The following is a 19,340-nucleotide window of genomic DNA, read 5'->3' as shown; positions in this document are numbered from 1 at the left end:
TCAGGCCGTCTCGGCGCCCTGTCGCTCCGCCCACACCTGGCGGGCGATCTGCGCGAATGCCTCGGGCGGCTGCGCTCCGCTCACCCCGTAGCGTTCGTCGATGACGAAGAACGGCACGGCGTTGATACCGTACGCCGTGGCCTGCGCCTTGTCCGCCTCAACGGCTTCGAGGTACCGGTCGCTCTCCAGCGCCTCGCGCGCCGCATCCGCATCCAGACCCACCTCGGCCGCCAGCGTCACGAGGTCGTCGATCCGACCCACGTGGTGTCCTTCCACGAAGTAGGCGGCCATCAGGCGCTCCGTCATCTCCCGCTGCAGGCCCTGCTCCTTGGCGAAGTGCAGCAGCTGATGCGCGAGCACCGTGTTCGTGTGCTGGAGCCTCTCGAAGTGGTAGTCCAGCCCCGCCTCGGCTGCGACGCCGGTGACACGATCGAGCATCTGCCGAACCTGGTCGTGCGGCATCCCCTTGTACTCCGCCAGGAAGTCGACCTCGTTGCCGTGGAAATCGACCGGCGTGTCGGGCGAGAGCTCGTACGAGTGGAAGGTCACTTCCACCCGCGGGGCGTCCTCGTCATCCGCGGTGGCCTTCAATCCGGCCTCGAGATTGCGCTTACCGATGTAACACCACGGGCACGCGATGTCACTCCACACGTCGATACGAATCGGGTCTGTCATGACAGGAGCAACGGCGGCTCGGCCCGCACTATTCCGATGCCCCGGCGACCGGGAGCGACAAACGCTGAGAAGGTGTGAAGAATGACCGCGCAAAAGAGGCCCGCTGTGCGAGACTGCTGAAGGCTGCCGTGGGGGTATGCCGGCACCTGAGCAACATGGGGAAAGCACGTGGGGACCCGAACCCCGGCGCGTGACGCGCGCCACGCACGACGACGTCGCCGCACCATCGTCTGGGTGAGCTCGCTCATCGCCATCCTCGCTGTGGGCGCGACCACCGCGGCGGCCGTGATCCTGCCGCAGCTGCCGCCGTCCTTCCCGTTCGCGGCCGAACAGACACCCAGCTCGTCACCCACGCTGGTCCACTCACCGGACCCGGCACCCTTGCCCACGCCGGTGCAGACACCCGATGTTCCGCCGCCGCCCCCTGCCGCACCGACCTCTCCGCTGGCGCTTCCCTGTGACACCACGACCCTGATGTCGGTATGGGCGCACCAGGACGACGACCTGATCTTCGCGAACCCGTCGCTACAAGAGGCCGTGAGCAACGGCGAATGCGTCCGCACGCTCTATCTCACCGCCGGCGACGCCGGCAAGGGAACGAACTACTCGCGTTCGCGCGAGCTCGGTATCCTCCGGGCGTACAACACCATGCGCGGCGCGCAGGCATTCTGGGACGAGACCAGCGTGACCACGCTGTCCGGCGCGCATGTCACGATCTTCTGCCGGCAGGGCGACCCCAAACTCAGCGTCGCGTTCCTGCGCCTCCCTGACGGCGGTCTTGACGCGGGCGGATTCGTCGCCACCGGCCACGGGAGCATCCCGCAGCTCGAGTCCGGCGCGATCCCTGCGCTGGCTCCCATCGACGGCGGCCCGCCGCTCAGCGCGGCCGTGTTGCAGCAGACCGTCGCCGAGGCGATCACGGCCTGGGCGCCCACCCGGCTGTTCACCCATGTCCCCGCGAACTCTCCCTTGACGCAGGGGGATCATCCCGACCACGGCGCGACGGGAGCGATCGTGCGGGCGGCGGCGCAGAGTGTCGGCTATCCGGCCGACGCCATCAGATACTTCGTGGGGTATCCGTCGCAGAATCTGCCCGTCAATCTCAGCGGCGAGGTCCTCACCCACAAGGTCGACACGTACCGCATCTACGCGAAGGAGGACCCGGTGATCGCCTGCGCCGACAACACCGCCTGCCTCGCCCGCAAGGGATTCGGCGCGTGGTTGCAGCGCTCCTATCCGAAGACGGACGCGGAGCTCGGCATCGGCTGAGCCCGCGTCACGCCCGCGGCGCGTCGACCGCCCCGCCGAAGCGGCGATCCCGGCCCAGGTACAGGTCGATCGCCCGCCACAGATCACGGCGGCCGAAGTCAGGCCAGAGGGTGTCGAGGAACACGAACTCGGCGTAGGCGGACTCCCACAGCAGGAAGTTCGAGGTCCGCTGCTCGCCGCTGGAGCGGACGAACAGGTCCACGTCCGGCATATCCGGCTGGTAGAGCCGACGCTGCACGAGCTTCTCCGTGACGGCCGAAGGTCGCAGACGCCCCGCGGCGACATCGTCCGCGATGGATCGCATCGCGTCGACCAGCTCGACTCGACCGCCGTAGTTCACGCACATGGTCAGAGTCAGCACCGTGTTGTCGCGCGTGAGCTCTTCGGCGTACTGGAGCTCCTTGATCACCGAGCCCCACAGCCGCGGTTTGCGTCCGGCCCACCGCACCCGCACGCCCCACTCGTTGAGCTGGTCACGGCGACGGTGCAGCACGTCGCGGTTGAAGCCCATCAGGAATCGCACCTCGTCGGGCGAACGACTCCAGTTCTCCGTCGAGAACGCGTAGACCGACAGATGGGTCACGCCGGCCTGAATCGCGCCGGCGACCACATCCAGGAGCGCCGCCTCACCCGCCTTGTGCCCCTCGACGCGCGTGAGTCCGCGGGCGTTCGCCCACCGTCCGTTGCCGTCCATCACGATCGCCACGTGACGGGGAACCGTGCCGCGCTGGTAGGCGGGCGGGTACTCACCAGTCCAATCGACGGGTCGATACGGCACCGCATCCCGGTGCGTGTAGGGCTTCGGACTCATCGGGCTCTTTCCACATGGGACAGGGATCGGATGCTGCGCTCGAGGTGCCACTGCGCGTATGCGGCGACGAGCCCGGAGGCGGAAGCGTGCGTGCGCTCGGTCGCGGCGTCCACGCAGGCCCAGTCACCGGTCAGCAGCGCACGGAGATGGCCCGTGGTCTCGATGTCGACGCGCGCGGATCCCGCGGGCGCGCAGGCGGGGCACACCATGCCTCCGGCCTGTGCGACGAACGCGTTATGCGGGCCCGGCGCACCGCACCGGGCGCAGTCGTCGAGACCGGGTGCCCACCCCGAGAGGGCGAGAGCGCGCAGGAGGTAGGAATCGAGGATGCTGCGCGGCGCATGATCGGCGCGAGCGAGAGCGCGTAGGCCGCCCACCAGCAGCAGATAGTGCGATGCGGACGCCTCCGCGTCGCCGAGCCGGTCGGCCGTCTCAGCCATCGCGCTTGCGGCGGTGTAGCTGTCGTAATCACCGGCGATGTCGGCACCGTAGGTGCCCAGCGACTCTGCCTGCTGGACGATGTCGAGCGAGCGACCCGCGTACAGCTGAACGTCGGCGACCATGAACGGTTCCAGCCTCGCGCCCAGCCGGGACGACGTGCGGCGCACGCCCTTTGCCACGGCGCGGATCTTGCCGGTGCGCCGCCCGAGCATGGTGACGATCCGATCCGCCTCACCCAGCTTGTGGGTGCGCAGGACCACGACTTCGTCGCGATAGGTGGGCACACTCGATTATCCCGCGGAGCAGAGACAATGGATGCGTGACCGAGCCGCTCTTCGTGATCCCTCTCTGGGCCGATCTCACCGCCGTCGCCCTCGGAGGAGTCCAGGGTGCGCTCTTCGCATCCGGCTTCCGCGGACAGCGCCGCCTCGACCTGCTCGGCGTCGCCATCATCGGCATCCTGTTCGGTATGGGCGGGGGTCTGATCCGCGACCTCCTGCTCGGGGTCGCTCCCGCCACCCTGCAGAGCGACTGGTACCTGCTCACGGCCATGGCCGCATCCCTCATCGGCATGCTGCTGGCGGGCCTGTTCCAGCGTCTGAACCGGGTCATCGTCTCGCTCGATGCTCTCGTCATCGGGCTCTTCGGCGCCTTCGGCACGAGCAAGGCCCTCGCCCTGGGGCTCCCGGTCGTGCCCGCCGTCTTCGTCGGCGTCTGTGCCGCTGTGGGCGGCGGAGTGCTTCGTGACGTCATCATGGGCCTGCCGGTGGCCATCATGCACGTGGGATCGCTCTACGCCGTGGCCGCTGCCGCCGGCTGTGTCGTGCTCGCGACGCTCGACGCGTTCGGCGTCAACCTCGTCGTCGCGGCGATCGTCGGCATCGCGGTGACGACCATCATCCGCATCCTCGCCGTGATCTTCGACCTGTCTCTCCCGGAGCAGCGGATGCTGTACCGCCGCAAGGTCGCGGTGGAGACCGCCGCGATCCCGATCGTGCGCCCCGCCGCCGAGCCCGAGTAACCACCGCGAGACTGCACTTTCTCCACGAGATCACGGGTATTACCCGTGATCTCGTGCGGGGAATGCAGTCTCGCGGTCGTGGGGATGCGGGATCAGGCGCTGGCGACCAGCTCGCGCTCGCGGGTGCGGATCGCCCGGTTCACGCTCGAGACGACCGCCTTGAGGCTCGCCGTCGAGATGTCGCCGTCGATGCCGACGCCCCACAGGCGCTCGCCGTCGACCTGCAGCTCGACGTAGGCCGCCGCCTGCGCGTCGCCGCCTGCGCTCATCGTGTGCTCGACGTAGTCGTACAGCGAGATGTCGAAGCCGCGGGAACGCAGCACCTCGAGGAAGGCCGCGATAGGTCCGTTGCCGTTGCCGACAGCGTCTTCGACCGTGTCACCGTCGCGCAGCCGCACGTTCAGCTCGACGTCGCCGGTCATCTCGCTCGAGGTGCGCGTGCCGAGCAGCTCGAAACGGCCCCACCGTGCGTCGTCGGACTCGGACGGCAGGTACTCGTCCGAGAACACCGACCAGATCTGGTCGCTCGTGACCTCTCCGCCCTCGGCGTCGGTCTTGGCCTGCACGACACCCGAGAACTCGATCTGGAGCTTGCGGGGCAGATCCAGCGCGTGGTCGGTCTTGAGCAGGTATGCCACCCCGCCCTTGCCCGACTGCGAGTTCACGCGGATGACCGCTTCGTAGGAGCGCCCCAGATCCTTCGGGTCGATGGGGAGGTACGGCACAGCCCACTCGATCTCATCGACCGAGACACCGCGCGACGCGGCCTCGGCAGCCATCGCCTCGAAGCCCTTCTTGATGGCGTCCTGGTGCGAGCCGCTGAAAGCCGTGAAGACGAGGTCGCCGGCCCAGGGGCTACGCTCGGGAACCGGCAGCTGGTTGCAGTACTCGGCCGTGCGCTTGATCTGATCGATGTCGCTGAAGTCGATCTGCGGGTCGATGCCCTGCGTGAAGAGGTTGATGCCCAGGGCGACCAGGTCGACGTTGCCCGTGCGCTCCCCATTGCCGAACAGGCAGCCCTCGATGCGGTCGGCACCGGCCATGTAGCCCAGCTCCGCCGCGGCGACGGCCGTACCGCGGTCGTTGTGCGGATGCAGCGAGATGATGACGTTCTCGCGGTGGTTGAGGTTGCGCCCCATCCACTCGATCGAGTCGGCATAGACGTTCGGGGTGGCCATCTCGACCGTGGCGGGCAGGTTGATGATGACCTTGCGCTCGGGCGTCGGCTCCAGAATCTCGAGCACGGCGTTGCAGATCTCGGCCGCGAACTCGAGCTCGGTGCCCGTGTAGCTCTCGGGCGAGTACTCGTAGTACACCGCCGTCTCGGGGATGCGCTTCTCGTACTCGCGGCACAGCCGCGCGCCCTCGAGCGCGATGTCGATGATGCCCTGCTTGTCGGTGCGGAAAACGACCTCGCGCTGCAGCACGCTCGTGGAGTTGTACAGATGCACGATCGCCTGCTTGGCGCCGGCGATCGCCTCGTAGGTGCGCTCGATCAGGTGCTGTCGCGCCTGCGTCAGCACCTGGATGGTGACGTCTTCGGGGATGAGGTTCTTCTCGATCAGCTCCCGCACGAAGTCGAAGTCGGTCTGGCTCGCGCTCGGGAAGCCGACTTCGATCTCCTTGTAGCCCATGCGCACGAGCAGGTCGAACATGACACGCTTGCGCTCGGGGCTCATCGGGTCGATGAGCGCCTGGTTGCCGTCGCGCAGGTCGACCGCGCACCAGCGCGGAGCCTCGGTGATGCGCTTCGCAGGCCAGGTGCGATCGGGCAGGTCCACGCGGATCTGCTCGTGGAACGGACGATACTTGTGCGTCGGCATGCCGGACGGCTTCTGAGTGTTCTCCATGGCTGCTTTCCTCGTCGGATGATGCGGGCCGTCGACGAGCTCCGCGACGAGAAGGGCCCTAGATCGAGGTCTCGTCGCGGCGACTAAGGAGAAGCACGGCCGCGCGCATGCGGACAGCTTACACCCGGCGCCTCAGAAGCCCAGGCGACCGAGCTGCTTCGGGTCGCGCTGCCATTCCTTGGCGACGCGCACGTGAAGCGACAGGTATACCCGGCGCCCGAGGAGCTGCTCGATCCCGGCTCGTGCGGCGGCGCCGACGTCACGCAGACGCTGACCCTTGCGTCCGATGATGATCGCCTTCTGGCTGTCGCGTTCGACGACGATGTCGGCGAACACATCGGTGAGATCGGAGTCCTCGCGCTCGGCGATGTCTTGAACGACCACCGCGATGGAGTGCGGGAGCTCCTCGCGCGCATCACCCAGGGCGGCCTCGCGGATGATCTCGGCGATCCGGTCCTCCGTGGTCTCATCCGTCACCACGTCCGCGTCATACAGCGCAGGACCGGTGGGCATGAGGGCGAGCAACTCGTCGGAGAGAACCCCCAGCTGCTCCCCCGTCAACGCCGAGAGCGGGATGACGGCGTCCCAATCCTCGCGGAGAGAATCCACCTCGATGAGCCGTTCGGTGATCTGCTCGCGGGATGCGGCATCCGTCTTCGTGACCACGGCGACCTTCCGTGCCCGGGGGTAGCCGTTCAGCGACTCCGCGATGCGGCGGTCGCCGGGCCCGACCTTCTCGGTCGCGGGCGCGCAGAACGCGATCACGTCGACGTCGCCGAGCACGTCCTCGACCAGATCGTTCAGGCGCTGGCCGAGCAGGGTGCGGGGGCGGTGCAGTCCGGGCGTGTCGACGACGACGAGCTGACCGGCGGGCCGGTTGACGATGCCGCGGATGGCGCGACGCGTCGTCTGCGGCTTCTCGCTCGTGATGGCGATCTTCTCGCCCACGAGCGCGTTAGTGAGCGTCGACTTACCGACGTTCGGGCGACCCACGAATGTCACGAAGCCGCTGCGGTGCTCGTCGGTCATCGTTCTCCCTTCACCGGCACGGGGATCGAGCCCGTCCGGGTGTCCGTCTGCGGTTCCGGGGCGCGCTCGACCAGGACCGTCGCGAGACCGCGCCCGCGACCTCGCGAGGCCCCGCCTGTGAGGTTGAGCCCTTCGTACGTGACACTCGCGCCGGGTTGCGGAACCCGGCCCAGCACCTTGCCCAGGAGCCCGCCGATGGAGTCGACCTCGTCGTCGTCGAGCTCGAGGCCGAACAGCTCGCCGACCGCATCCAGACCGAGACGGGCGCTCACACGATAGCGATCGGGACCGAGCTCGACGACCTCGGTCGCCGGCGCGTCGTACTCGTCGGCGATCTCGCCCACGAGCTCCTCGATGACGTCCTCGAGGGTCACGAGGCCCGCGATGCCGCCGTACTCGTCGACGACCATGCACACGTGCACCGCGTCGCGCTGCATCTGCTGCAGCAGCGGCTCGACGCGCATCGACTCGGGGACGAAGACCGGGACGCGGGCCAGCTGTGCCACCGACTGCGCACCCCAGTCCTGCTCGTCGCGGAAGGCGCGGCGCACGAGGTCCTTGAGGTAGAGGATGCCGCTGACGTCCTCGCCGTCGGCGGTGAGGACGGGGATGCGGGAGACGCCGGTGTCCAGGAAGATCCGTAGCGCCTCTCGCGCCGTGTCATCCTCAGCGAGTGTGACGAGGTCGGTGCGCGGCACCATGACCGCGCGCACGTAGGTGCCCGTGAACTCGAAGACCGAGTGGATGAGCTCGCGGTCGTCCTCCTCGATGAGGTCGTGCATGGCCGCTTCGTCGACCATGCTGAGGAGCTGCTCCTCGGTGTCGAACGAGGCTCCGCGCGCACCGCCGGGAGTCACCCGGCTGCTCAACGCAACAAGGCCGTGCGCGAGCGGGCCGAGAAGGATGCGCACGCCCCGGATGACGGGCGCGGCTCCACGCAGCAGGCCCTCTGCGTGACGGCGGCCCACCGAGCGGGGGCTGACGCCGACAGCCACGAAAGAGAGGCCCGTCATGAGCACGACGGCCGCGAGGATCGCCCACCAGACGTTGTCGAACAGCTGGTCGAACGCGGCGGTCACGAGCACCGCGGCACCTGTCTCCGCCAGCACACGGATGAAGGCCACCGCGTTGGCGTGCGCCTCCGGGTCGGCGCTGATGCGACCGAGCGGTACGGCGTTGCGCCCGGACCCCGAGAGATCGACGAGGTCCTGACGCGAGGTGACACCGAACGCCGCGTCGATCGCGGCCATGAGAGCGCCGAACGCGATGAGCAGAACGGCCGCGGTCAACAGCAGAGCAGCGGTCATCCTCGCGCCCTGCGCCGCTCGGCGAGGGTGAAGGCGACGATGAGATCGCGCTGCAGACCGAACATCTCGGCCGCGTCATCCGGCTCGGCGTGATCGAAGCCGAGCAGGTGCAGCAGCCCGTGCGTGGTGAGCATGATCAGCTCGTCCTGCATCGGATGCGGCGGCTTCGCCTCGCGTGCCTGGGTCTCGGCGACCTGCGGGCACAGGACGATGTCGCCCAGGAGACCGGGAGGCGTCGGGGCCTCTTCGGAACCGGGCCGCAGCTCGTCCATCGGGAAGCTCAGCACGTCGGTCGGCCCCGGCTCGTCCATCCACTGCACGTGAAGCGCCTCCATGGCGCCCTCGTCGACCAAGAGGATCGCCACGTCCGCATCCGGGCTGATGTGCAGCTCGGAGAAGTTGTTCTCCATGAGTCGCAGCAGCACAGTTTCGTCGACGTCGATGCCGGACTCGTTGGTGATCTCGATCGTCATGAGCGTCCTCGCTTCGGAAGGTGGTCTCGCGCACCGCCGCGCCGCTGGGCGCGATTGGCGAGCTCGCTGGCCTCATCCCGTTCGCGCCGGGACGCGAGACGTCGCTCGTCGAACTCGGTGTAGGCGTCGACGATCTTGCCGACGAGGGTGTGGCGCACCACGTCGTCGCTGGTGAGGTACGAGAAGTGGATGTTGTCGATGTCCTTGAGCACCCGCGTCACGAGGCGCAGGCCGGAGGCGCCCTGCGGCAGGTCGATCTGCGTGATATCGCCGGTGACGACCATGCGTGTTCCGAACCCGAGGCGGGTGAGGAACATCTTCATCTGCTCGGGGGTGGTGTTCTGCGCCTCGTCGAGAACGACGAAGGAGTCGTTGAGCGTCCGCCCGCGCATGTAGGCGAGCGGCGCCACCTCGATGGTCCCGCTGGCCATGAGCTTGGGGACGAGTTCGGGGTCGAGCATCTCGTTGAGGGCGTCGTAGAGCGGACGCAGGTACGGATCGATCTTGTCGGTCAGCGAGCCGGGGAGGAACCCGAGACGCTCGCCCGCCTCGATCGCCGGACGGCTGAGGATGATGCGGCTGACCTCTTTGCGCTGCAGCGCCTGGACGGCCTTGGCCATCGCCAGGTAGGTCTTGCCGGTTCCGGCGGGACCGATGCCGAAGACGATCGTGTTGTCCTCGATGGCGTCGACATAGGCCTTCTGCCCCAGCGTCTTCGGGCGGATGACCTTGCCGCGTGACGACAGGATCGCCTCGCCCATGACCTCGGACGGGCGCATCCCGCCGTCCGCGTCGAGGATGCGGCGTGACGATGCGACGTCGGCGGGACCCAGGTCCTGCCCACGGCGCGTCATCACCAGCAGCTCCTCCACGAGCGTCTTGGCCGCCGCGACATCGGCGGCAGATCCGGAGAGGGTGATCTCGTTCCCGCGCACGTGCACGTCGACATCCGGATGCTCGCGCTCGACGACGCGCAGGAGGCGGTCCTGCGGTCCGAGAAGCTGCACCATGGCGATGCCGTCTGCCATCAGCTTCTCGACGGCTTCGGGTTGGGGCTGGTCAGGCACCGACACTCCCCTCCGACAGGTTGCCGGCGAGAACGTGCGCATGTACGTGGAAGACGGTCTGACCGGCGCCGGCGCCGGAGTTGAAGACGAGGCGGAAGTCGCCGTCCGCGTGCTCCGCAGCTGCCTTGCCTGCGACCTCGACCATCTCGGCGAGCAGATCGGGCGCGTGCGCCGCGAGCGACACGACATCGCGGTACTCAGGGGTCTTCGGGATCACCAGGAGATGGACCGCAGCCTGCGGCGCGATGTCACGGATGACGAAGACGCGCTCGGTCTCGGCGAGGATCTCCGCGGGGATCTCGCCCTGCAGGATGCGGGTGAACACGGTCGGCTCGCTCATTCCTCCAGTCTATGCGCGCGCGTTCACCACCGACCCAGGAGAGCTTCGATGGCGGCCAGGGCGGCGGGTCCCGCGGTGGAGGTGCGGAGCACTCCGGCGCCGAGCCGGACCGGGTGCGCGCCCGCTGCGGCGAACGTCTCGAGCTCCGCAGCATCGATCCCGCCCTCGGGCCCCACGACCAGCAGGATCTCAGGCGCGTCGCGCAGCTCCCGCATCCTGGTGCTGAGCGATTCGGATGCGCCGGGCTCCAGCACGAGCGTCGGGGCGACCGCGGCGCGCTGTGCGATCTGCGCGCTCGTGCGCACCTCACTCACGTCCGGCACCCACGCGCGGTGCGCCTGCTTGGCCGCTTCGCGGACGATCTGCGTCCAGCGGGCGCGGCCCTTGACCGCCTTGACGGCATCCCAGCGCGAGACGCTGCGGGCGGCCTGCCACGGCACGACCTCGGCGACGCCGAGCTCCGTCGCCGCCTGCACCGCCATCTCGTCGCGGTCGCCCTTCGCCAGCGCTTGGACGAGGACAAGGCGCGGCGCCGGGGCCGGGACGTCCTCGCGCCGACCGATCTCGACCGCCACTTCGCGCGGCGCGACGCTGACGCACGTTCCGGTCGCCCAGACGCCTCGTCCGTCACCGATCGTGACCTCCTCGCCGACGCGCACGCGCCGCACCGTGGCGGCGTGGTGCGCCTCGGCTCCGGTCAGCATGACCGTGCGGCCGGGCTGCGCGTCGGAGGCGTCGTCGAGGAGGAAGTGCAGCGCCACCGGATCACCCGTTGCGGAAGCGGTCGCGGAGCTTGGCGAACAGGCCCTGCTGGAACTCGGACAGGCGGGGAGCAGGCGCCTTGGTCTTCTTGGCGAACTCCTCGATGAGAGCCCGCTCCTTGTGGTCCAGACGGGTCGGGGTGACCACGTGGACGCCGATCTTGAGGTCGCCGCGCTGGTTGCCGCGCAACGGCGTGATGCCGCGTCCCTTGATCGTCAGCACGTCGCCGGCCTGGACCCCGGCGCGCAGCTCCAGGTCGACGGGCCCGTCCAACGCCTCGATCCGCGTGGTTGTTCCGAGGATCGCGTCGGGCATCGAGACGTCGAGGGTTGCGAGCAGATCGTCGCCGTCGCGGCTGAAGACCTCGTCGGCGGCCACCGTGATCTCCAGGTACAGGTCGCCATGGGGGCCGCCCGCGGGGCCCACCTCGCCGGAGCCGGGAAGCTGCAGCCGAAGGCCCGTCTCGACGCCCGCCGGGATGTCCACCGAGACGGTGCGCCGCGCGCGTACCCGCCCCTGGCCCTGGCAGGTCGCGCAGGGATACGGGATCGTCGTGCCGTAGCCCTGACACGTGGCGCACGGCTGATTCGTGACGACGTTGCCGAGAAGGCTGCGGACCGTGCGCTGCACGTGGCCGCTGCCGTGACAGATGTCGCATGTGACGGGCGACGTACCCGGCTGGCAACACCCGCCCTCGCACGTCTCGCACAGCACGGCGGTGTCCACCTCGATGTCGCGATGAGCCCCGAAGATCACTTCCCGCAGCTCGAGCGTCACGCGCACGAGGGCGTCCTGGCCTCGCTCGGTGCGCGAGCGCGGACGCACGCGCCCCGCCCCGCTTCCGCCGCCGAAGAATGTGTCGAAGATGTCGCTGAACCCGCCGAAGCCCTGGGCGCCGCCGAATCCACCGCTGTCGCCGCCCATGTCGTACCGACGACGCTGCTCGCTGTCGCTCAGCACGTCGTAGGCGTGCGTGACGAGCTTGAACCGCTCCGCCGCATCCTCGCCGGGGTTCACATCGGGATGCAGCTGACGCGCGAGCTTGCGGTACGCCTTCTTGATGTCGTCCTGCGATGCGTCGCGGGGCACCCCGAGTACTTCGTAGTGGTCTGCCACTTCAGCCTTCCCGTCCGCGTGACGCGGAATCGTCTCGCGCTCAGCGCGCGCGTTCGTCTTCTTCCAGCAGACGGCTCAGGTAGTGAGCCACGGCGCGGACGGCCGCGAGGTTGCTGGAGTAGTCCATCCGAGTGGGGCCGAGCACGCCCACGCGCGCCTGCCCTCCGGTCGTGTCGTAATCACTGGCCACCACGGAAGCCTCGACGAGTCCGAACGCCTCGTTCTCGCGTCCGATGGATGCTGCGAGCCCCTGCGCGTCGGCCACCATCTCCCCCATCAGACGGAGCAGGGTGACCTGCTCCTCGATCGCTTCCAACAGCGGGTAGATGCTGCCGCGGAAGTCGCCCTCCGCACGAGCGAGGTTGGCCGTTCCCGCCATCACGAGCCGATCCTGGCGGAACTCGTCGAGCTCCTCGCCGACCGTACGCAGGAGCGCCCCGAGGGCGCGATCGGCGCGGCTGTCGGTCAGCGTCTCGGCGAGAGCCTGGGCGACGCGCTGCGTCCCCTCGCGCACCGGTCGCCCGGTCACGAGGACCGACACCTGCGCGCGGAGCGTCGCCACATCCGTCTCCTCGAGCGGCTCGGGCGCCGCCATCAGTCGCTGCGACACCCGACCGGTGTCGGTGACGAGCACGACGACCAGACGCGAACCGCCGAGGTGGACGAGCTCGACGTGCGTGATGCTCGCACGCTCGAACGACGGGTACTGCACGAGCGCGACCTGCCCGGTGAGCTGGGTCAGAGCGCGGACCGTCCGTCCGAGCATGTCGTCCAAGTCCGCCGGGGCCCCGAGGAACGCCGTGATCGCCGAGCGCTGGGCGCTCGTGAGCGGGCGCAGCTCGGCGAGGTGGTTCACGAAGACGCGGTAGCCCTTGTCGGTCGGCACCCGGCCGGACGAGGTGTGCGGTGCGGTGATGAGCTCCTCGTCCTCGAGCAGCGCCATGTCGTTGCGGATCGTCGCCGCGGACACGCCGAACGAGTGACGTTCGACGATCGACTTGCTGCCGACGGGTTCACGCGTCTCGACGTAGTCCTGGACGATCGCTCGAAGCACGTCGAGTCCCCGATCGCTGACCATGCGCACTCCCTCCTGGCACTCGAGGTCTGGGAGTGCCAATTCTAGCGCGCTCGAGCCGTGAGTCTCCGGAAGGCACCCGTAGACTCGCGAGAGGAGGTCCTATGCCGCATCCTGTCGTCCACACCGAGACCGGAGCCGTTTCCGGGACCCGCTCCGAGGGGATCGAGCGCTACCTCGGCATCCCCTATGCCGAACCGCCGGTCGGCGCGCGGCGATTCGCCCTCCCCGAGCCGGCAGCGGCGTGGGACGGTGTGCGCGAGGGCACGGCGTTCGGTCCCACATCGCCTCAGTCGCCCTACCCGGGCGAGATCGGCAAGCTCCTCCCCTCGACGATCATCCCCGGGGACGACATCCTGACCGTCAACGTGTGGCGACCCGAGAACGCGGACGGCGCCGCGGTCATGCTCTGGTTCCACGGTGGAGCGCTCGAGCGCGGCACGGCGGCGATCAGCACGTACGACGGCAGCCCGTTCGCGCGCGATGGCGTCGTCTTCGTCTCGGCGAACTACCGGCTGGGGACCGAGGGGTTCTCGGTCCTGTCCGATGCGCCGCGCAACATCGGGCTCGCCGATGCCGCCGAGGCGCTGCGGTGGACGCATCGCAACATCGCGCGCTTCGGCGGCGATCCGTCGCGGATCACGATCTTCGGCGAGTCCGCCGGCGGGGCCGTGGTCGCCGCGCTCCTGGCCCGCGAGGACCTGCGCCCGCTCCTCGCGGGAGGCATCATCGAGTCGGGACCCCTCGACGCTGCGACGCCCGAGCGCGCCGCCCGTCCCGCGCGCGACATCGCCCGGCGGCTCGGCATCCCCGCCACCGCGGAGGCCTTCCGCGAGATCTCGCCGCAGCGGCTCGTCGCGGCCAGGGATGAGCTGACGGCGAACTCGACACTCATCAAGGCCGCCCCCGGCTTCAACGCGAGCATCGATCCGACGACGTTGCCGGAGAACCCTCGCCGCGCGCTCGTCGACGCCGACGTCCCGGTCATCATCGGCACGAACACCGACGAGTACCGACTCTGGGACACACCTGCCGCTTTCGCGAAGCTCTCGCGCGGCACCTACGCGCTTCTCGCGCTCGCGAAGCGTCTCCCTCGCGGCGTGTGGCGCGCGTACCGAGCGGCATTTCCCGACGCCTCTCCGGGAGAGATCATCGGACAGGTCCTGACGGATCTGGCGGTGCGACAACCGGCCATCGAGGTCGCGCGTGCGCGCCGCGCACCCACCTTCGTCTACGAATTCGCCTGGGCGAGTCCGGTGCGCGATCTTCGCGCCGCGCACGCTCTCGAACTCGGCTTCGTCTTCGACGCGCTGGGCGACGAGGGCGCGATCACGATGGCCGGGACGGCGGCTCCGCAGGGGTTGGCCACGCGCATGCACGCCGACTGGATCCGTTTCGCCGAAACCGGCGATCCCGGCTGGCCGGCGTTCCGCGACGATGCGCTCGTGCGCCGCTACGACACCGAGACCGAGGACGTGCCGCTGCCGCGCGCGCAGGTGCTCGCGGCGCTGGCCCGCTGACTCAGTCGGTCAGAGCCCGCACCACCGCGTCGGCGAGGAGCCGGCCACGACGCGTGAGCACGATCCGACCGCGCAGTGCGGCCGCCCCCTCCACCAGGCCGTCGGCGATCAGCCCGGCCACGGCGCTGCGTCGGTCGGTCGGGACGACCTCGATCGGCAGCCCCTCACGGATGCGGGACTCCAGCAGGATGCGCTCGAGCGTACGGGCCTCTCGGTCGGGGACCTCCCTGGCCGCCGCCGGAGACGACCCCAGCGAGAGCCGCTGCGCGTACGCGGCCGGGTGCTTCACGTTCCACCAGCGCACGCCGGCGACGTGGCTGTGCGCGCCCGGACCGAACCCCCACCAGTCTGTTCCGCGCCAGTAGGCGAGGTTGTGGCGTGAGCGGTGGTCTGTGCCGCGCGCCCAATTGGATACCTCGTACCAGTCGTAGCCCGCATCCGCCATCGCGTCGTCGACGAGCTCGTACATCTCGGCCTGCAGGTCGTCATCGGGCGCGGGGACCTCACCGGAGCGGATGCGGCGGGCGAGCTTCGTCCCGTCCTCGATGATGAGCGCGTAGGCGGAGAGATGATCCGGCTCCAGCGCCAGCGCCGCATCCACCGACGCACGCCAGTCGGACAGAGACTCCCCCGGCGCGCCGTAGATCAGATCGACGCTCACATCGAGACCCGCCGCCCGCGCCCCTGCGACGGCTGCGGCCACGTTGGCGGGATCATGCGTGCGGTCGAGCGCGGCGAGCACGTGCGGGACGCTCGATTGCATGCCGATCGAGACGCGGGTCACGCCCGCCTGGGCCAGTTCCGCGAGGGACGCGTCTGTCACCGAGTCGGGGTTGGCCTCGACCGTGATCTCGGCGCCCTCGGCGATGCCGAACCCCTCGCGCACGGCGTGCAGCATCCCACCCAGCGCCGTCGACGACAGCAGCGTCGGCGTGCCGCCGCCGAAGAACACCGTCTGCGCCGGTCGCGGTGCATCGGCCAGCACCCGGGTCGCCAACGCGATCTCGCGGCCGAGGTCGTCCGGGTAGTCGTCTCGTCGGTGTCCGCGCAGTTCCTCGGCCGTATAGGTATTGAAGTCGCAGTAACCGCAGCGCACACGGCAATAGGGCACGTGGATGTAGACACCGAAATCAGTGCCGGGATCCACCACCGTGCCCTCGGGAAGGGCTCCGTCGGCGGGCGCGAGGTCGCCGTCGGGAAGAACGGATGGGGCCATCAGGCGGGGGTCGTGTACATGGGCGAGATCGCGCGCAGGTACCGACCGAAGAGCTCTCGGCGGCGGCGGCGGACGAGGGCGGGGAGAAGACGGTACAGCGGCGACACCGGGCGGTCGAACGCGCGCACGGTGAACCAGACCTCGTCGTCGCCACGCCACTCGATCATGAACGACTCCTCACCGCTCACCACCGAGTCACGCACCGTGCCCAGCGCGAACCCGATACGACGCTTCTCCTCGACCACGAAGATCACGCGCAGCTCGGCGTCGACGCGGTAGCCGCCGACGCGTCCGCGCACGTGCACCGACGAACCGGCGGCCACGTACGGCGTTCCGTCGGCATCGAAGCGCTGGTCGGCATCGAGGCGGCTGGGCGCGATCGGCTGACCCTCGTCGTCGAACGACACACCCGAGTAGCTCGGGTCGGATGCGGGGCGCACCTCGGCGATCGAGATGCCGCCGTCGCGAAGGGCCCGCCACGACAGCAGCGCGTCGCCCGCAGAGCGGAATCGTTCCTCACCGCTGCCGAGCTTCCACGACTCCTGCGCCGGGATGCTCTTCTCCGGCGGGTACTGGAGGAGGTCGGGAGCCTGCGTCGCCCCGACGGCGGCGTAGTCGACGGTCTCGTCCCGGAAGGTCCCACGGCGCATGGTCTCCAGCGTACCGAGCCGGCCTGGATGCACGATCCGAATGTGAATCCCCTACTTCTTCGTCTCGACGTCACCCGACAGCGCGGCGATGAACGCCTCCTGGGGCACCTCGACGCGTCCGACCATCTTCATGCGCTTCTTGCCCTCTTTCTGCTTCTCGAGGAGCTTGCGCTTGCGCGTGATGTCACCGCCGTAGCACTTGGCGAGCACGTCCTTGCGGATCGCGCGGATGTTCTCGCGCGCGATGATCCGCGCGCCGATGGCAGCCTGGATCGGAACCTCGAACTGCTGACGAGGGATGAGCTTGCGCAGCCGCTCGGTCATCATCGTGCCGTACGCGTACGCCTTCTCGCGGTGCACGATCGAGCTGAACGCGTCGACCTTCTCCCCCTGCAGCAGGATGTCGACCTTCACGAGGTCGGCGGTTTGCGAACCGGCGGGTTCGTAGTCCAGGCTCGCGTAGCCCTGCGTGCGGCTCTTGAGGTGATCGAAGAAGTCGAAGACGATCTCGCCGAGCGGCATGTTGTAGCGCAGCTCCACGCGGTCTTCGCTGAGGTAGTCCATTCCCAGCAGCGTTCCGCGCCGCGACTGGCACAGCTCCATGACGGTGCCGACGTAGTCCTTGGGCAGCAGAATGCCGACCTTGACGACGGGCTCGGAGACCTCCGCCACGCGGCCGTCCGGGTACTCGCTCGGGTTGGTGACCGTGACCGTCTCACCCGTGTCCGTCATCACCTCGTACGTCACCGACGGCGCGGTCGTGATCAGGTCGAGGCCGAACTCGCGGGAGAGGCGCTCGGTGATGATCTCGAGGTGCAGGAGCCCCAGGAATCCGCAGCGGAAACCGAAGCCGAGGGCGACGGAGGTCTCCGGCTCGTACTGCAACGACGCATCGGACAGCTTGAGCTTGTCGAGCGCCTCGCGCAGCTCGGCGTAGTCGCTGCCGTCGATCGGGTAGATGCCCGAGAAGACCATGGGCTTGGGGTCCGTGTAACCGGGAAGAGCGTCGGTGGCGGGCTTGCGGTGGTTCGTGATCGTGTCGCCGACCTTCGACTGCCGCACGTCCTTCACACCCGTGATCAGGTATCCGACCTCGCCGACGCCCAGGCCCTTGGTGGGAACCGGTTCGGGGCTGGAGACGCCGATCTCGAGCAGTTCGTGAGTGGCCTTCGTCGACATCATCTGGATCCGCTCGCGCGGCTCGAGCTTGCCGTCGACCATCCGGACGTACGTCACCACGCCGCGGTAGGCGTCGTAGACCGAGTCAAAGATCATCGCGCGCGCCGGAGCCGAGGGGTCCCCCACGGGTGCGGGGATCCGCTCGACGATCCGATCCAGCAGGGCCTCGACGCCCATGCCCGTCTTGCCACTGACGCGGAGCACGTCCTCGGGATCGCCGCCGATGAGTCCCGCGAGCTCGGCGGCGTACTTCTCGGGATCCGCCGCCGGCAGGTCGATCTTGTTGAGGACAGGGATGATCGTGAGGTCGTTCTCGAGCGCGAGGTACAGGTTGGCGAGCGTCTGCGCCTCGATGCCCTGCGCCGCATCCACCAGCAGGATTGCACCCTCGCATGCGGCGAGCGATCGGCTCACCTCGTAGGTGAAGTCCACGTGACCCGGGGTGTCGATCATGTTGAGCGCGTACGTGCCGTTCGCATCCGACCACGGCATCCGCACGGCCTGGCTCTTGATCGTGATGCCGCGCTCGCGCTCGATGTCCATACGGTCGAGGTACTGCGCGCGCATGTCGCGGTCGGCGACGACGCCGGTGATCTGCAGCATCCGGTCGGCCAGCGTCGACTTGCCGTGGTCGATGTGGGCGATGATGCAGAAGTTGCGGATCAGCTCGGGCGGAGTCGCGGACGGCTGCAGGGGCTTGAGGGCGCGCGGTGACATGTTCCGTCGATTCTACGGGGAGCAGCCGCCCGCCCGAGCCTAGGCTGGAGCGATGACGGTGCAGGTGGTCCTGGTGCACGGGATCCGCACGTCGGCGTCGATGTGGCGCGCACAGCGGGAGAGCCTGACGGCCGCGGGCATCGGCGTGAACGCCATCGACCTGCCCGGTCACGGCACACGCATGGCCGAGCCATTCACCCTCGACGAAGCGTTCGCGACGATCGATCGTGCCGTGCGCGTCGCGGCCGAAAGCGGACCCGTTCTGCTGGTCGGCCACTCCATGGGCGGGCTCCTGTGCATCGAGTACGCGGGGCGCGCCGATCCCCCGCCGATCGCCGGGTTCATCGCCGCATCCTGCACCGCGGTGCCGCGCGGGTGGGGACTGCGCACCTACCGAACGTTGGCCCGCGGCTTCGACGCGCTCCCCGATCGCGGGATGCGGCTGACCCGGTACGTGCTCTCCCGAACGCTCCCTGAGCACACCCGCGCCGACTTCGGAGCGGGCGGTTATGCCCTCGACGCCCAGGACGGAGCGCTCGCGCAGCTCGCGCGGCTCGACGTGCTGACGGCTCTCGCCCGCATCCGCGTCCCGCTGTGGTTCGTCAACGGACAGTACGATCAGCTGCGCGTCAACGAGCGTCTCTTCCAGCGCATCGCGCCCCGCGCGGAACTCATCGTCATCCCCCGCACGAGCCACCTCGTGTCGGCGATGCGTCCCGACGTCTTCGACGCGGTCATCGCACTCGCCGTCGCCACGATCGAGGCGGGCGCGAAGGACTCGGTCTGGTAGACTCGGTGTTTGGCTTGCGCGTGAAGGGTTTT

The 19,340-nt window shown here is 69.0% G+C and carries 19 protein-coding genes; 4 read left to right on the top strand and 15 right to left on the bottom strand.

Annotated features, from left to right (window positions below; genetic code table 11):
• Positions 1-675, bottom strand: coding sequence for a DsbA family oxidoreductase (locus tag ACYVJS_RS11730; RefSeq protein ID WP_460740109.1), 675 nt, complete (start codon positions 673-675; stop codon positions 1-3).
• 168 nt (positions 676-843) lie between these two features.
• Between ACYVJS_RS11730 and ACYVJS_RS11725 the strand changes: the two genes are divergently transcribed.
• Complete coding sequence (locus ACYVJS_RS11725) at positions 844-1,944, top strand: PIG-L family deacetylase (protein ID WP_460740108.1); 1,101 nt, start codon at positions 844-846, stop codon at positions 1,942-1,944.
• Positions 1,945-1,951: 7 nt separating this feature from the next.
• Here the strand turns inward: ACYVJS_RS11725 and ACYVJS_RS11720 are convergent, their stop codons facing one another.
• Positions 1,952-2,755: an isoprenyl transferase gene (locus tag ACYVJS_RS11720; protein WP_460740107.1), complete on the bottom strand. Its 804-nt coding sequence runs from the start codon at positions 2,753-2,755 to the stop codon at positions 1,952-1,954.
• On the bottom strand, positions 2,752-3,480 hold the full coding sequence (gene recO, locus ACYVJS_RS11715) for a DNA repair protein RecO (protein WP_460740106.1): 729 nt from the start codon (positions 3,478-3,480) through the stop codon (positions 2,752-2,754). The genes ACYVJS_RS11720 and recO overlap by 4 nt, the downstream gene beginning before the upstream one ends.
• A 35-nt stretch (positions 3,481-3,515) precedes the next feature.
• On the opposite strand from recO, the gene ACYVJS_RS11710 reads away from it, so the two are divergent.
• Entirely contained in the window at positions 3,516-4,217 is a 702-nt protein-coding gene (locus ACYVJS_RS11710) for a trimeric intracellular cation channel family protein (RefSeq protein WP_460740105.1), read from the top strand.
• Positions 4,218-4,309: 92 nt separating this feature from the next.
• On the opposite strand, the gene leuA is transcribed toward ACYVJS_RS11710, so the two are convergent.
• From leuA to hrcA, 9 genes are all read right to left on the bottom strand, one after another.
• A complete protein-coding gene (gene leuA, locus ACYVJS_RS11705; RefSeq protein ID WP_460740104.1) occupies positions 4,310-6,067 on the bottom strand; it encodes a 2-isopropylmalate synthase in 1,758 nt (585 codons plus the stop codon).
• 132 nt (positions 6,068-6,199) lie between these two features.
• Positions 6,200-7,096, bottom strand: coding sequence for a GTPase Era (gene era, locus ACYVJS_RS11700; RefSeq protein ID WP_460740103.1), 897 nt, complete (start codon positions 7,094-7,096; stop codon positions 6,200-6,202).
• Positions 7,093-8,403, bottom strand: coding sequence for a hemolysin family protein (locus ACYVJS_RS11695; protein ID WP_309731869.1), 1,311 nt, complete (start codon positions 8,401-8,403; stop codon positions 7,093-7,095). Before ACYVJS_RS11695 ends, era begins: the two co-directional genes overlap by 4 nt.
• On the bottom strand, positions 8,400-8,876 hold the full coding sequence (gene ybeY / locus ACYVJS_RS11690) for an rRNA maturation RNase YbeY (protein WP_460740102.1): 477 nt from the start codon (positions 8,874-8,876) through the stop codon (positions 8,400-8,402). Before ybeY ends, ACYVJS_RS11695 begins: the two co-directional genes overlap by 4 nt.
• Positions 8,873-9,904, bottom strand: a complete 1,032-nt coding sequence (locus ACYVJS_RS11685; protein WP_460740809.1) for a PhoH family protein — start codon at positions 9,902-9,904, stop codon at positions 8,873-8,875. Before ACYVJS_RS11685 ends, ybeY begins: the two co-directional genes overlap by 4 nt.
• A 31-nt stretch (positions 9,905-9,935) precedes the next feature.
• Positions 9,936-10,283, bottom strand: a complete 348-nt coding sequence (locus ACYVJS_RS11680; protein WP_460740101.1) for an HIT domain-containing protein — start codon at positions 10,281-10,283, stop codon at positions 9,936-9,938.
• Between the two features lie 23 nt (positions 10,284-10,306).
• Positions 10,307-11,044 carry a 16S rRNA (uracil(1498)-N(3))-methyltransferase gene (locus tag ACYVJS_RS11675; RefSeq protein ID WP_460740100.1) on the bottom strand — a complete coding sequence of 246 codons (738 nt, stop codon included), beginning with the start codon at positions 11,042-11,044 and terminating at the stop codon, positions 10,307-10,309.
• A gap of 4 nt (positions 11,045-11,048) precedes the next feature.
• Positions 11,049-12,161, bottom strand: a complete 1,113-nt coding sequence (gene dnaJ / locus ACYVJS_RS11670; RefSeq protein ID WP_460740099.1) for a molecular chaperone DnaJ — start codon at positions 12,159-12,161, stop codon at positions 11,049-11,051.
• A 40-nt stretch (positions 12,162-12,201) separates the two neighbouring features.
• Positions 12,202-13,239 (bottom strand): heat-inducible transcriptional repressor HrcA, encoded by a 1,038-nt coding sequence (gene hrcA / locus ACYVJS_RS11665; RefSeq protein ID WP_460740098.1) that lies wholly within the window; start codon positions 13,237-13,239, stop codon positions 12,202-12,204.
• 101 nt (positions 13,240-13,340) lie between these two features.
• Between hrcA and ACYVJS_RS11660 the strand changes: the two genes are divergently transcribed.
• Positions 13,341-14,756 carry a carboxylesterase/lipase family protein gene (locus tag ACYVJS_RS11660; RefSeq protein ID WP_460740097.1) on the top strand — a complete coding sequence of 472 codons (1,416 nt, stop codon included), beginning with the start codon at positions 13,341-13,343 and terminating at the stop codon, positions 14,754-14,756.
• A gap of 1 nt (position 14,757) precedes the next feature.
• Here ACYVJS_RS11660 and hemW read toward each other — a convergent pair whose 3' ends face one another.
• From hemW to lepA, 3 genes are read right to left on the bottom strand one after another with little or no spacing between them, the layout of a single operon-like run.
• On the bottom strand, positions 14,758-15,972 hold the full coding sequence (gene hemW / locus ACYVJS_RS11655) for a radical SAM family heme chaperone HemW (RefSeq protein WP_460740096.1): 1,215 nt from the start codon (positions 15,970-15,972) through the stop codon (positions 14,758-14,760).
• Positions 15,972-16,622: a DUF1990 family protein gene (locus ACYVJS_RS11650; protein WP_243228001.1), complete on the bottom strand. Its 651-nt coding sequence runs from the start codon at positions 16,620-16,622 to the stop codon at positions 15,972-15,974. The genes hemW and ACYVJS_RS11650 overlap by 1 nt, the downstream gene beginning before the upstream one ends.
• Positions 16,623-16,673: 51 nt before the next feature.
• A complete protein-coding gene (gene lepA / locus ACYVJS_RS11645) occupies positions 16,674-18,518 on the bottom strand; it encodes a translation elongation factor 4 (RefSeq protein ID WP_460740095.1) in 1,845 nt (614 codons plus the stop codon).
• A gap of 52 nt (positions 18,519-18,570) precedes the next feature.
• On the opposite strand from lepA, the gene ACYVJS_RS11640 reads away from it, so the two are divergent.
• Positions 18,571-19,308: an alpha/beta fold hydrolase gene (locus tag ACYVJS_RS11640; protein WP_460740094.1), complete on the top strand. Its 738-nt coding sequence runs from the start codon at positions 18,571-18,573 to the stop codon at positions 19,306-19,308.
• The last annotated feature ends 32 nt before the right edge of the window (positions 19,309-19,340 follow it).

It is taken from the genome of Microbacterium neimengense (assembly GCF_054782995.1).
This window is presented reverse-complemented; position numbering and strand designations above follow the sequence as displayed.

What these genes read in the sequence shown, in the direction of transcription:
- ACYVJS_RS11640 (WP_460740094.1), top strand. Translation starts at nt 18,571, where the DNA reads ATGACGGTGCAGGTGGTCCTGGTGCACGGGATCCGCACGTCGGCGTCG.
- ACYVJS_RS11650 (WP_243228001.1), bottom strand. Translation starts at nt 16,622, where the DNA reads ATGCGCCGTGGGACCTTCCGGGACGAGACCGTCGACTACGCCGCCGTC.
- leuA (WP_460740104.1), bottom strand. Translation starts at nt 6,067, where the DNA reads ATGGAGAACACTCAGAAGCCGTCCGGCATGCCGACGCACAAGTATCGT.
- hrcA (WP_460740098.1), bottom strand. Translation starts at nt 13,239, where the DNA reads ATGGTCAGCGATCGGGGACTCGACGTGCTTCGAGCGATCGTCCAGGAC.
- ACYVJS_RS11695 (WP_309731869.1), bottom strand. Translation starts at nt 8,403, where the DNA reads ATGACCGCTGCTCTGCTGTTGACCGCGGCCGTTCTGCTCATCGCGTTC.
- hemW (WP_460740096.1), bottom strand. Translation starts at nt 15,972, where the DNA reads ATGGCCCCATCCGTTCTTCCCGACGGCGACCTCGCGCCCGCCGACGGA.
- ACYVJS_RS11730 (WP_460740109.1), bottom strand. Translation starts at nt 675, where the DNA reads ATGACAGACCCGATTCGTATCGACGTGTGGAGTGACATCGCGTGCCCG.
- ACYVJS_RS11720 (WP_460740107.1), bottom strand. Translation starts at nt 2,755, where the DNA reads ATGAGTCCGAAGCCCTACACGCACCGGGATGCGGTGCCGTATCGACCC.
- ACYVJS_RS11680 (WP_460740101.1), bottom strand. Translation starts at nt 10,283, where the DNA reads ATGAGCGAGCCGACCGTGTTCACCCGCATCCTGCAGGGCGAGATCCCC.
- lepA (WP_460740095.1), bottom strand. Translation starts at nt 18,518, where the DNA reads ATGTCACCGCGCGCCCTCAAGCCCCTGCAGCCGTCCGCGACTCCGCCC.
- era (WP_460740103.1), bottom strand. Translation starts at nt 7,096, where the DNA reads ATGACCGACGAGCACCGCAGCGGCTTCGTGACATTCGTGGGTCGCCCG.
- ybeY (WP_460740102.1), bottom strand. Translation starts at nt 8,876, where the DNA reads ATGACGATCGAGATCACCAACGAGTCCGGCATCGACGTCGACGAAACT.
- ACYVJS_RS11685 (WP_460740809.1), bottom strand. Translation starts at nt 9,904, where the DNA reads ATGGCAGACGGCATCGCCATGGTGCAGCTTCTCGGACCGCAGGACCGC.
- ACYVJS_RS11660 (WP_460740097.1), top strand. Translation starts at nt 13,341, where the DNA reads ATGCCGCATCCTGTCGTCCACACCGAGACCGGAGCCGTTTCCGGGACC.